This is a genomic window from Streptomyces africanus (genome assembly GCF_002150735.1).
Classification (GTDB): Bacteria; Actinomycetota; Actinomycetes; order Streptomycetales; family Streptomycetaceae; genus Streptomyces; species Streptomyces africanus.
In genome coordinates, this window is the sequence record NZ_MUKA01000307.1 from 1 (window position 1) to 11,958 (window position 11,958).

At 72.4% G+C, this 11,958-nt stretch carries 12 protein-coding genes; 3 read left to right on the forward strand and 9 right to left on the reverse strand.

The features are described 5' to 3' along the window. From CCL05_RS32575 to CCL05_RS32600, 6 genes are all read right to left on the reverse strand, one after another. A partial coding sequence (locus CCL05_RS32575) for a DUF4407 domain-containing protein (RefSeq protein ID WP_244204482.1) occupies positions 1-332 on the reverse strand: 332 nt, incomplete at its 3' end. Then, a complete protein-coding gene (locus tag CCL05_RS32580) occupies positions 325-1,398 on the reverse strand; it encodes a hypothetical protein (RefSeq protein WP_086564272.1) in 1,074 nt (357 codons plus the stop codon). The genes CCL05_RS32580 and CCL05_RS32575, both read right to left, overlap by 8 nt. Next, positions 1,395-3,662 (reverse strand): hypothetical protein, encoded by a 2,268-nt coding sequence (locus CCL05_RS32585; protein WP_107400542.1) that lies wholly within the window; start codon positions 3,660-3,662, stop codon positions 1,395-1,397. Before CCL05_RS32585 ends, CCL05_RS32580 begins: the two co-directional genes overlap by 4 nt. Next, complete coding sequence (locus tag CCL05_RS32590; protein WP_086564273.1) at positions 3,655-4,455, reverse strand: hypothetical protein; 801 nt, start codon at positions 4,453-4,455, stop codon at positions 3,655-3,657. Before CCL05_RS32590 ends, CCL05_RS32585 begins: the two co-directional genes overlap by 8 nt. Positions 4,456-4,547: 92 nt before the next feature. Next, on the reverse strand, positions 4,548-5,300 hold the full coding sequence (locus tag CCL05_RS32595) for a Crp/Fnr family transcriptional regulator (RefSeq protein ID WP_244204483.1): 753 nt from the start codon (positions 5,298-5,300) through the stop codon (positions 4,548-4,550). 142 nt (positions 5,301-5,442) lie between these two features. Continuing rightward, complete coding sequence (locus tag CCL05_RS32600) at positions 5,443-6,228, reverse strand: TIM barrel protein (RefSeq protein WP_086564275.1); 786 nt, start codon at positions 6,226-6,228, stop codon at positions 5,443-5,445. A 149-nt stretch (positions 6,229-6,377) separates the two neighbouring features. Between CCL05_RS32600 and CCL05_RS32605 the strand changes: the two genes are divergently transcribed. Continuing rightward, positions 6,378-7,403 carry a LacI family DNA-binding transcriptional regulator gene (locus CCL05_RS32605; protein WP_086564276.1) on the forward strand — a complete coding sequence of 342 codons (1,026 nt, stop codon included), beginning with the start codon at positions 6,378-6,380 and terminating at the stop codon, positions 7,401-7,403. Positions 7,404-7,612: 209 nt separating this feature from the next. After that, entirely contained in the window at positions 7,613-8,359 is a 747-nt protein-coding gene (locus CCL05_RS32610; protein ID WP_086564277.1) for a hypothetical protein, read from the forward strand. A gap of 19 nt (positions 8,360-8,378) precedes the next feature. Here CCL05_RS32610 and CCL05_RS32615 read toward each other — a convergent pair whose 3' ends face one another. The 3 genes from CCL05_RS32615 to CCL05_RS32625 all read right to left on the reverse strand — a co-directional run bounded on the left by CCL05_RS32615 (position 8,379) and on the right by CCL05_RS32625 (position 10,641). Further along, positions 8,379-8,825, reverse strand: coding sequence for a Pycsar system effector family protein (locus tag CCL05_RS32615; RefSeq protein WP_086564278.1), 447 nt, complete (start codon positions 8,823-8,825; stop codon positions 8,379-8,381). 86 nt (positions 8,826-8,911) lie between these two features. Then, positions 8,912-9,619, reverse strand: coding sequence for a TIGR03943 family putative permease subunit (locus CCL05_RS32620; protein WP_086564279.1), 708 nt, complete (start codon positions 9,617-9,619; stop codon positions 8,912-8,914). Then, positions 9,616-10,641 carry a permease gene (locus CCL05_RS32625; protein ID WP_425275959.1) on the reverse strand — a complete coding sequence of 342 codons (1,026 nt, stop codon included), beginning with the start codon at positions 10,639-10,641 and terminating at the stop codon, positions 9,616-9,618. The genes CCL05_RS32620 and CCL05_RS32625 overlap by 4 nt, the downstream gene beginning before the upstream one ends. A 180-nt stretch (positions 10,642-10,821) precedes the next feature. On the opposite strand from CCL05_RS32625, the gene CCL05_RS32630 reads away from it, so the two are divergent. Continuing rightward, positions 10,822-11,958 (forward strand): NAD-binding protein (locus CCL05_RS32630; protein WP_208641668.1); only part of this gene is annotated, 1,137 nt, incomplete at its 3' end.

Below are 11,958 nucleotides of genomic sequence, written 5' to 3' on the forward strand. Positions count from 1 at the left end.
GCCCGGCGCCGGGCGTTCGGCTGAGGAGTGACCAGCCAGCGGTCGAGATTGAGGACGAACAGCATCCAGATGACCGTCGGGACCAGGGCCACGAAGGAGACTCCCCCGAGCGCCTCGGTCGCGAAGTTCCACATGGAGAACGCCGCTATCACGGAGGTGCCGAGCACCACCCCGCCGAGGGCCGTGTACTTGCTCCGCTCGTATCTGACCCTGGCCAGCAGTTCCTCGTCGACTCCGGTGAGGGCACGCAGCCGTCGTGCGGCCCGGTCGCCGGTCCCCTGGCCCTCCGGGGTGCCGGAGGGCGTCACACGGTTCGTCAGGAAGTCAGTCAACGAGATCGTCCTCGTCCTTGACGAAACCACCCTGCGCGTCGCGCGCGCCCTCCCGGCCCGCTGCCGTGCTTCCGGGGCGTGCCTGTCCCGACTCGACCATGCGGGCGGTGTCGGCGGCGGCCGAGATCCCGGGCGTGGCCTGGCCGCCCGTCTCGCGCAGGACCTGTTCCAGGACCTGGTGGTAGTCGACGTATTCGCTGCCGCCCATCTGCCGCAGCAGCGTCAGCAGCATGTCGCGGCGCATCTGCGCCTCCGCCGTCTCGCGCGCGTGCGTGTGGGACCGCTCCGCCGTCTCAGCCGTGTGGCGGCGGGCGGACTCCTCGTCGGTGATCCGGTGGATGCGGGCCGCCACCTCGGTGACGTCCATCTCCTTGCGGGCGATGCCGAAGGCGTCCACGTGGTCGGATCCCTGGGAGAGCAGTTCCGCGATCCGCCGGGCGTCCTCGGTCTCGAAGTCGCGCTGGCCGCGCTGCAGTTCCCAGGAGCGCCGCTCGTCACGCAGCTTCTGCTCCCAGTCCCGCAGGTCCTCCGACGCGTGCACCTCGGCGCTGACGAACTCGACGCTCATGCCCGCGACACGCGGCGGCACGATCGCGCTGTAGGCGGTCATACGATGACTTGCCTCCGTGCGGACCGCGTTGACCTCCTCCACGCGGTGCCCGGCGCTGACCCTCGGCAGGTCGCTGTCGCCCATCAGGTACGCGCGCAGGGGAACGGTGACGTCGATGATGCCCTGCCGGGCGATGACGGTCGGGTCGGTCACCTGGCAGGTGAAGGACGCCCGCATGGTGAAGTTGTCCGCCTCGCTCATCGACGGCAGGGGGCGCTCCACGTCGACGAGGCGCGCCCGGGTGTCGACCAGGCTGACCGAGGAGGCGTCGAGCACGTCGGGGTGGGACGGGTCGAACACCATCCCCTCGGGGAACGTGCGGTAGTTCCCGCCGACCCTGAAGACGTAGGCCGCGCCGGGCGGAAGCGGCGGTACGTCCTCGCGGCGGCGACGCCGAGACCACCAGGTGCCCTGGACCGTGGCCAGTATGTGCTCGGCGATGACCGGGTAGTTCACTTGCTTCGACCTCCAGGAGAGGAAGGGACGGGAGCGGTGGACAGGAGGGACGCGGCGGAGCGCCGGGACTCGGCCGGTGCCCGTCCGCGCAGCGATCCGAGGAGGACCTGTGCCAGCCGGCGGGCGCCGGGGATCGCGTAGTCGGGGTGCTTCAGGGCGATGGACAGGTGGTGGCACAGGGCGGCCCACTGGCGCCCGCTCATGGCGTTCCGCATGGCCTCGCCGAGTTCGCCCACGGCGCCGGTGACGGACGGGTCGTCCCGCAACTGCACCAGCGTGCGGCACAGCGCGCTGACCGCCCGGCTCCGGTTGCTGCTGTGCAGGACGTCCGCCCACAGGGACCCGAGCTGGCGGGCGCTGCCGGGGACGGTACGCAGGAGTGCCGCGGTGACGGGCTCCGGGGCCTCCAGCCGGGTGGCCTCCAGCAACTGCAGGGCGGTTCGCAGGGCGATCGACCGCTCCAGGGAGCGTGGCGCTGTCCTGGCGATCACCGTCCGTACGTACCGGAGGGTGAACAGGACGCGTTCGGGGTCCTGTTCGGCGGTCTGGAGCAGCAGGACGAGGGAACGCCGGGCCGAGAACGCGACCCGCTCCCCGCGCTGTGCGAGGAACCACAGCCCGTTGAACGCGTCCAGGCGGTAGAGGGAGCCCAGGCGGCCCGTCAGTGCCATGGCCGCCGTCACGGCACGGCCCTGGCCGCTGTTGTCCGTCCAGCTCAGGACGATGTTCAGGGCCTGCGGGGCGAGATGCTCCACGTCGCACATGAACTGGAGCGTCAGTGCGGCGGTCACCCGCTGGCTGGTGATGCCCTCGGACCACATCTGCAGCAGGTTCTCGTCGACCTCGACCAGCGCGTACCGTGCCAGGAGCGCGACGCCCCGGGCCACCTCCGTCCGGGTGCCGAGGTCGCCCCGCAGGGCCAGCTCGCCCAGCCACCGGCGCAGCGGGTACCAGAGCTCGTAGCCGTACAGGTCGTGCAGCTCCGCGATGACGAGCTCGCGGACGCGCGACGAGGTGAAGACCAGGCGCCGTTCGCTGCGCCCGGCGTCCCGGCCCGGACCCGGGCGGTGCTCGGTGGTCACGAGTCCCACCACCCGCTCCTTCCACCGTGCCCTGGACTGCTGGGCCACCGCGCCGCCCGACGGCGTCCTGGCCTCGACGTCCAGCTCGGCGACCGGCGTCTCACCGCTCTGCTCCCAGTTGCGCACGTGGGCGGCGAGCGCGGCGCACTCCTTCTCGAACGTCCGCTCCGGGACGCCCTCCAGGAAGGCCAGTGCCGCGAGCGGGAGCAGGTCGTCCGCGGACGGCTGCTCGCGGAACCACTCCTGGACCCGCTCCCGGTACCGGTCCCGCAGGGTGTCCAGCGCCTTCTCCGCGCCGTCCCGGGACAGGGCCACGGCCGCCGCGACGACGTCCGCGGGCCGCCGCTGTTCGCCGACCCGCTCCAGCAGTTCCTGCTCGGTGTCCGGCGTGAGGCCGGAGGGCGGCAGCTTCTCCCGGCAGTGTGCGAACAGCTCCACGGGGTCCGGGGGCTGCCAGGGCACACAGCGGTCCCGCAGCGCCAGCCGCCGACGGGTCGTGTCGCCCGCCGTGATCACCAGGTAGGAACCCTTGCGGTGCAGCTCCTCGCTCAGCCGCCCGATCTCGTACGCCTGCACGGCCTGGTCGGGCAGCTCGCCGACGTAGTCGAGGATGACGTAGCCCCGGCCCGGCTTGAGGTCCCGTGAGGCCGCCAGCTCGGCGAGGGCGTTGGCGGGCGACAGGCTGCGCAGCCTGGCCTGCTCGCCCAGGATGTCCCTGAGCAGGGCGAGGGAACCCGCGCCCCGGCCGCAGCCGTCCTGGCCGGTCAGGACCACGAGACCGTCCGCGCGCAGCTTGCCCAGCGCCTCGTCGAAGCAGGGCCGCGGGGGCAGGTAGAACCGCAGGGCCCGGTCCGCCTCCTCGGGCTCGATGATGCCGGGAGCGAGCCCCGGGGAGGAGGCGGAGCCGAAGCCGAACGCGGCCCCGGCTGCGTCGACGACGCCGTAGAAGTTGTTGTTGACGAGCTGGTGGACGCGGCGGAGGTCCTCGTAGCCGCGGTCGTCCTCCTCCCGTTCGTCCGGCTCTCCGCGCTGCTCGGGGGACGTGTCCGCGCCCGGGGCCTCGTCCCCGGCCCGCGGGGCGCTGCCGTCGTCCTCCGGCTCGGGCGGCTCGGCGTCCTGGTCGGCGGCGGGGGCGGGCGGCGATATGTCCAGCCCGCCGTCCGCGTCCGTGTCCTCAGGCACCGGCGCTCCCGAAGCCGAAGACGGCACCCCGGGCGTCCACCGGGCCGGCGATGTTGGTGACGTTGATGTGGTCGCCCCGGTACTCGTTGCTGATCCCGGTCCCGCCCGCGGCGGCCGGCTCCGGCCGGTCCGCCGCGGGCTCCCCCGGTGCCGGGGCCGCGTGCTTCCCCTTTCGCGCGGCCCCGGGCTCACGCGAGGCCGCGGCCGGTGCGCCGGACGCGGGCACCCACAGCCAGGCCGTGGCCTCGTACTCCTTCACATGGACGGTGACGCGGGTGAAGTCCTCCGTGGCCAGGGTCGTGTGCCCGCCCGCCACCGTGGACCGGAATACGTCGTCGGACAGCAACAGCGCCAGGTCGGCCTCGGGGCAGGCGGCCAGGGCGTCGTAGAGCGCGGGCGCGTTCAGCAGGCGGGCCGTGGCCACCACGGCCGTGCCGGCGAAGCCGTTGTCGGCCTGCGCCACCAGCCCCTGGTGGACGACGGCCCGCAGCCGCATCCGGGCCTCGGGAACCCGCTGGGCGTTGTACGCGCGCAGCTCGGCGACGAGATGGCGGACGTAGTCGTCGACCAGGCGCGGTTCCTTGCCGTCGACGGGCCGGATCGCCAGCTGCTCGTCGCCCTTGCGCTGGATGTGCCACTGCGCGCGGTCCAGTCCGGCGCCTCTGGCGGCACGGTCGAGGAGCCTCGGCAGATCGTGCTGGATTTCGGACTGCCTACGGTCGTTGTTGCTTCCGTAGGACTGTGCGTCCACGGCTATGCAGGTGCAGGGATAGAAGTCAGGCCACGCAGCCACCCGATCATTCCTCTCTGGGCAGGCGATGGGCAGACACTGCCCATGAAGTGCTGCCCGAGAGGTTAGGAGAGAGTGCGCGAAGCGATTCCGTATCAGTACGGGTTGTCGGCAACGACTTTGGCGAATTCCATCAACTTCGGAACGTCACAGATGGTTATGTTGCGGTAACTGCGTTCCACCAGTCCCTGGGCTGTCAGTGCGGCCAGGCTCTTTTCGGCCGTGTTGAGCTTCAGACCCGCCAGCGACGCGAGTTCCTTCTGGGTGAGCGTCACGCCGAGGTCGCACCGCCTGCCGTCACCGTCCGGCGCGGGCTGGGCGTAGGCCTGGCACAACTCGGCCAGGACCCGGGCCAGCCGGGTCAGCGAGTCGTAGGCCTGGAAGTCGACCCTGCGCCGGTTCGCCCAGCGCAGCCGGGCGCACAGCATCTGGAGGATGGCCCGCATGGCGTCCGGGTGCCGGGTGAGGAAGGTCTCCAGCGCCTGCACCTGGATGATCCGCGCGGTCACGTCACTGCACGCGACCACCGTGCCGGACCTGGGGCGCTCCTCGAAGGCCGCCATCTCGCCCACCAGGTCGCCCGCTATACGGACGGCGAGCAGCATGTCGTAACCGCTCTCCGCGCTGGCGACGACCTTCACGACACCCCTCGTGATCAACAGGACGTGCCGGCTGTCGTCGCCCTGCTGCAGCAGCGCGCGATGGGTCGGATAGGCGATGGGGGTGCCCTGCCCCAGGAGTTCCTCGCGTGTCGTGTTCCGCAGCCGGCCAAGAAAGGTGGACGGCGGCCACACGTGATTCACCAGCACCCCCGACGATCTCACTCCGCGGCGCAGTTCGCCGTTCAAGCGTCTGACCATGTTGCCGCCGAGCCGTGTCCCGGCAAACAGACGGGACGGGATGTGGCCTGTTCTTCTTGCCTCGCAGCCGGAATTGACCGAACGGGCGTTCCCTATGGGAACGTGTCCACGATTAATACTGGTGAGTTAATCAGAGCGTGAAAGCCGAGCGGAAGCGCTCCAGCGCCAGTTCGCTGTCGCCGGAGGCCCAGGCCTCCATCGCGACCGTGCCCTCGTAGCCGATCTCCTTCAGGGTGCGGGCGACGGCGGGGTAGTTGATCTCGCCGGTTCCGGGTTCGCGGCGGCCGGGGACGTCGGCCACCTGGATCTCTCCGATCAGGTCCAGGGCGTGGGCCTTGCGGACCAGTTCGATCAGGTTTCCCTCGCCGATCTGGGCGTGGTAGAGGTCCAGGTTCATCCGCAGGCCGGGGCGGTCCACCGCCTGGACCAGGGCCAGGGTGTCGGCCGCGGTCGCGAACGGGACGCCGGGGTGGTCGACGGCCGTGTTGAGGTTCTCCAGCGTGAAGACCACGCCGGCCCTCTCGCCCAGCTCGGCGAGGCGGGTGAGCGTGTGGTGGGCGGTGATCCACTGGGGGCCCGTGGGGTCGCCGGTCACCGGCGCTACCGGCAGGCCCTTGCCGTCCAGGCCCGTGCCGTGCAGGTTCAGGCGGGGGCAGCCCAGTTGCTCGGCCGCCCGGACGGACTCCTCGGCGGTGCGCAGGAGCTCCGCCGCGCCCTCCTCGTCGGTCAGGGTGCCGCGGATGTAGCCGGTCATCGAGGAGAACTCGGCCGGGGTGCGGGCCAGGGCGTCGAGGTCGTGCCGGGTCCAGTCCCAGATCTCGGCCTGGAAGCCGGCGTCGTGGATGCGCCGGGCCCGTTCGTCGATCGGCAGGTCCAGGAAGACCATTTCGGCGCAGACCGCCAGGGTGTACACCATCGCCAGTTTCCTCTCGTCTTGAGCGATCCGACCAGAACGCCGACTCGAACGTGGACTAGAACGTTCTAGCAGTCTGCCCTACATCGACCGCAGGGGCTAGAACGTTCTAGGATCGGTCTCCGGGCCACGGCCCGACCAGGGAGGAACCCGTGCCAGAGACCCCGGCGGCCCCGGACGCAAAGCGGCCGACGCTCGCGGACGTCGCCGCGCGGGCCGGTGTGTCCACGGCGCTGGTCTCCATCGTGATGCGGGACGCGAAGGGCGCCGGTGCGGCCACGCGGGAGCGTGTCCTCCAGGCGGCGCGGGACCTCGGCTACCGTCCGGACGCCCGGGCGCGGCTGTTGCGCAGCAGGCGGTCCCGGCTGCTCGGGGTGCAGTTCGGCCTCCAGCAGCCGTTCCACGCCGACCTGGTCGAGGGCATCTACGCGGCGGCCGAACCGGCCGGGTACCAGATCGCGCTGAGTGCCGTGGCCGCCGGGCGCGGCGAGCAGCGTGCCGTCGAGACGCTGCTCGCCGACCGCTGCGAGGCGCTGGTCCTGCTCGGTCCGCAGGCCCCGGCCGCGCGACTGGCGGAACTCGCCGGGCAGGTGCCGGTCGTCTCCGTGGCCCGCCGGCTGCGCTCGCCCGTCCCGGGGCTGGAGGTCGTACGAACCGCCGACGACGAGGGAGCCCGGCAGGCCGTGGACCATCTCGTCGGCCTCGGGCACCGGGACATCGCCCATGTCGACGGCGGCCGAGCGCCGGGCGCGGCCGACCGGCGCCGCGGCTACCGCACCGCCATGAACCGCCACGGCCTGTCCGGCCACATCCGTGTCCTGGCCGGCGGGCTGACCGAGGAGGAAGGTGCCGCTGCCGCCCGGGGCCTGCTGGCGGCCCGCCCGCGCCCCACCGCGGTCCTGGCCTTCAACGACCGCTGTGCGACCGGCGTTCTCGACGTGTTCCTCCGCTCCGGTGTCACGGTTCCCGGCGACATCTCCGTCGTCGGCTTCGACGACAGCCACCTGGCCCGGCTGGCCCACATCGACCTCACCACCGTCGGCCAGGACATCCCGCGCCTCGCCCGGCTCGCGGTCGGCCGGGCCGTCGCACGTCTGGAGGGTGAGGAGGCCGCGACCGGCGAGGACGTCGTCGCGCCTCGGCTCGTGGTGCGGGGGACGACCGCCGCGCCGCGCTGAATCCCGGACCCGGGCGCGGCCGGGACCCGTCCCGCGGCCGGTGTGGTGGCATGCCCGCCGACCGGAGCGTGATGCCGTTGCTGCCGTGGGGGGTCTGTCCCGGGCCGAGAAGCGCGGGGAAAGGAAGCTGACGCAGGGCGGGGCGGAAGAGGCGGGGCGTGGGCGCGGGCGTGAGCTGTCGAGTGCGTGAACCGGAGGGCCGGCGAGCCATGGGACTGTTTCGGAAGCGGCGGGAGCAGCGGGAGCGGCGGTCCGGGGACGAGCCGCACCCGTACGTGGATCAGGAGCAGGGGCGGTCCGCCGATGACGCGTACGTGCTGCTGCGGGACGGCGCCGGGGAGTTGGAGGGCCTGTGGATCGGCGACGTCCGGCAGGCCGACGACGACTTCATCGGGGCGGTGCTGGCCCGGCACGGGCTGGGGGACGACGTGACGACCTCGCGGTACCGGGTCGTCCACAACACCTTCAACGACCGCGGCGGTGTCTTCGTCAGGTTCGTCGGGGACACCTCGGCCGCCGGAGCCGGTGCGCTGCCCCGGCGGGAGCTGGTGGTCGGGGACCGGCACTGTCCGGTGCACGAGGACTTCGACGCGTTCAGCCGCGATGCCGCCGCCGGTGACGTCGCGCTGCTGAAGACGACCATCGACGCGGCGTCCGCCGGTGACCTCTACCCGCTGTACCGGGCGCTGTCGGAGATCTTCGGCGATCAGGCACCGCAGGCCCGGGCCGCCCTGCGCGCCCCGCTGCAGTGCGCGACGTGCCTGCGGCTCTACCCGGCCAGGCTGATCCATCTGCGGGACATGAAGCGGGAGGGCAGACCGATGGCCGGGACCGTCAGCAGCGAGGACGGCGCCCGGCAGGTCAGCCGGGCGCTCGCGATGACCGCCTGTCTGGACTGCGGCGGCGAGGTCGCGGTCTGGGTGTACAACCCCCATGTCCTGGATGACGCGCAGTGATCTGAGGAGAGCTGCGCTGCTAGGACAGCGTCCCGGCCAGCGTTCCCGCCAGGGTGAGGGTGAGGAAGACCGCGCCCCAGGCCATCGCCCGGCGTATGCAGCGGTACTTGAGCCAGGCCGTGCGGGACAGGGCCTCCACCTGCCCCGCATCGGTGGAAGAGGAGGCCTGGAAGGTGCGTCGGGGCGATACGGCCAGACCGAGGAGGACGAGGGACGGCGCGCAGGCCGCGCAGCCGGACCAGACCAGGAGTTGTGGGACCACGGCGTACTGGCCCGGCACGATGAGGCCGCCGGCGATCGCGCCCAGCAGGGCGGTCAGGGCCGCGCCCAGGGTCGCCAGGATCAGTCCGGCCTTGCTGTCTGCCTTCGCGAGTTGCTCGCGGGCCTCGGCCATGAGGTCCCGGGTGGGTTCCGCCGCGCGGTCGGGCCGCGTCCCGGTTCCGGTCTCGCGAGTCGATGCGGTCATGCCTCCCCCTCGCTGATCAGCGAGATTCCCGAGTACCCGGAAGTGGCTCTTCTACTACGCGGCGTGGTGACACCCGGTACACGGGCTCACGTGTTCCACGTCTCGTCGTACGGGTCGGCCGGTACCGGTACCGGTCTGGCGCTGGTGACGTCGAGGTACGGGATCGGGCCGTCGTTGACCGGGTCCTTGGCCCGGCGGGGTGTGTAGCGGCCGGTGATCTCCAGCCAGGTGTCCGGGCTCAGGACCGGGGGGATGTCGCCGGTCAGGGCGATCTTGACCGGCTGGGCGTCCGCAGCGCAGCAGTTGAGGCCCATGCGGACCAGGTAGGGGGTGCCCGACCGGTCCAGGGTGACGAAGCCGGTGATCTTCAGCTCGCGGTCGCGGAGGTGGCGGCCCTTGTCGTACACCGCTCGGCCCGCATAGTCGGCCACGCCCAGCCGGAGCGGTTCGCCGGCCGGGAGGTCCGGGAAGCCGAAGGGCTTCGTCAGCGCCGTGCCCGTGTGGGCCGCGCTGTAGGAGCCGAGGGCCGGCGGGGAGACCAGGATCAGGGCGAGGACGGGGAGGGTCAGGAGCCAGGAGATGCGGGGCTCGTGGTGGTGGTGCTGTTGCCCGCGTGCGCGGCGGCGTTCGTACCAGAGCGTCGCCACCGCCGTCGCGATCAGCACCACGCCCGCCACCAGCACCAGCGGGCGCAGGCCCGCCTTGACGTAGCGCAGGTACAGGTCGGTCAGGCCGGCGTGCAGGAGTGTCGCGCCGAGCAGGAAGAGGAGGGCCGTCTGGGCCAGGCGGTTCACAGCAGGACCGTTCCGGTCAGGGCCGACACGACGACGGCCAGGGCGAACGTCGCGGGGGCGAAGCGCAGGGCGAAGGCCCGGCCGAAGGTGCCCGCCTGCATCGCGAAGAGCTTCAGGTCGATCATCGGCCCTACAACCAGGAACGTCAGACGGGCCGTCAGCGAGAACTGGGTCAGGGACGCCGCCACGAACGCGTCCGCCTCCGAGCAGATGGACAGCAGGACGGCGAGCACCGCGAGCGCCAGCACCGAGAACACCGGGTTCCCGGCCGCCGCGCGCAGCCACTCCTCGGGCACCACCGCCTTCAGCGTCGCCGCGGCCATCGCACCGACCACCAGGAAACCGCCCGCGTGCGTCACGTCATGGCGCACCGAACCCCAGAAGGCGGCCCCCTTGCCCTGCCCCTCGTACGTCGGTCTGTCCGGTGGGCGCAGCCAGTCCGTGCGGCCGACGCGGTGCCAGAGCCAGCCCATCGCGCACGCCACCAGCAGGCTCGCGACGAACCGGGCCAGGACCATCTCCGGGTTGCCGGGGAAGGCCACGGCCGTCGCCGTCAGCACGATGGGGTTGATGGCGGGTGCCGAGAGGAGGAACGCCAGCGCCGCCGCCGGTGTGACCCCGCGGCGGACCAGCGCCCCGGCCACCGGCACCGACGCGCACTCGCAGCCCGGCAGCACCGCGCCCGCCACGCCCGCGACCGGCACCGCCAGGGCAGGGCGCTTCGGCAGGGCCCGGGCGAAGAAGGACGGCGGCACGAACACCGCGATCCCCGCCGACAGCAGCACGCCGAGCACCAGGAACGGCAGCGCCTGGACCATGACCGCGACGAACACCGTCATCCAGCTCTGCATCACCGGTGCGGACAGGGCCCCGCGGATCGGGCCCTGGAGCATCACCGCCGTGAGCAGGAGGAGAGTGAGCAGGAGGGGGGAGTTGAGGTGCCTGCCCTCTTCCTGGCCCCGGTCCGCCTCGAAGTCCCCGCGCTCTCCGCTCTCCTGTGGGACGGTCTTGGTGGTGGCCACGGGCCCGGTACCTCCGGTGGTGCGCAAGGGCATGCATTGCCTCCCCTTCTGTACGGCCGGGCCGCGCCGGGCGTTCAGTCACCGCTGTCCCCTTCTGGAACCAGCCGTCCCGGTGAGGCAGTCTTGTCCCTTGTGGGGAGCGTTCCGAACCAAGGTCTGCCAGGTGATCCGGCCACGCACATGATCGTGTGCGGGGACGACGGGCTCGCGCACCGGCTGGCCGCCGAACTGCGCGGTGTGTACGGCGAACAGGTCACGCTCGTGGTGCCGCCCTCGGGGCGCCGGGTACGGCAGCCGGTGGTCGGGCGGGCCCGGGCCGCCTCGGCGGCCCTGCTCGACCGGGTCAGCGCGGCCGTCAACCGGACGGGCACGGGCGGCGCCGAACCGGCCGCGAACGAGCAGATCGTGGAGGCCCCCGAGGTCACCGAGGCCGTGCTCACCGACGTGGGCGCCGACCGGGCGGCCGCCCTGGCGCTCGTGTACGACGACGACGAGACCAACATCCGCGCCGCGCTCACCGCCCGCCGGCTCAACCCCCGCATCCGGCTCGTTCTCCGGCTGTACAACCGGCGGTTGGGCCAGCACATCGAGGAACTGCTCGACCAGACGGCGGCGGTGGCCTCCGGCACGGGGCCCGGCACGGGCGGCGGACTGGACGCGTCGACGACCGTGCTGTCCGACGCCGACACGGCCGCTCCCGCGCTGGCCGCCACCGCCCTCGTCGGCACCAGCAAGGTCGTCCAGACCGAAGGGCTCGTCCTGCGTGCCGTGGAGCGGCAGCCGCCGCGGCCGGGCGAGGTGGCCGACCCCGGCCTGTGCACCCTGGCGCTGCTGTCCGCGACCAGCAACGACCCGGCCGGGGCGGACGGTTCCGAGGGCAGCGGGGAGCAGGGGCCGCGACTGCTGCCGGACGAGAGTGCGGTGGCGTCGGCGACCGGGCGCGGGACCGTCGTCCTGGAGCAGGTGTCGTACTCCGGGCCGTCCCTGCCCTCCGGGCGGGGTGCCGTGCCGCCGTTCGCCTCGCTGTTCTCGCGGCGGCTGCGGTGGTCGCTGGCCGGTCTGGTGGGGTGTGTGCTCGCGCTCGCCGTCGCGTTCATCTTCGTGACCGGGGAGCATCCGCTGTACGCCACGTACGTCACGCTCCTCGACCTGTTCGGCATCAACGATCCCGCGTACCACGCGTCGACCGGGCGGCAGGTCCTGCAACTGCTGTCCGGGCTGGTCGGGTTGCTGCTGCTGCCGGTGCTGCTGGCCGCGGTGCTGGAGGCACTGGGCACGTTCCGCAGCGCGTCGGCCCTGCGGAACGTGCCCAGTGCC

Bases quoted from the DNA above. Each gene is read 5' to 3' on its own strand.
- CCL05_RS32600 (WP_086564275.1), bottom strand. From the start codon at position 6,228: ATGGTGTACACCCTGGCGGTCTGCGCCGAAATGGTCTTCCTGGACCTG.
- CCL05_RS32610 (WP_086564277.1), top strand. From the start codon at position 7,613: ATGGGACTGTTTCGGAAGCGGCGGGAGCAGCGGGAGCGGCGGTCCGGG.
- CCL05_RS32615 (WP_086564278.1), bottom strand. From the start codon at position 8,825: ATGACCGCATCGACTCGCGAGACCGGAACCGGGACGCGGCCCGACCGC.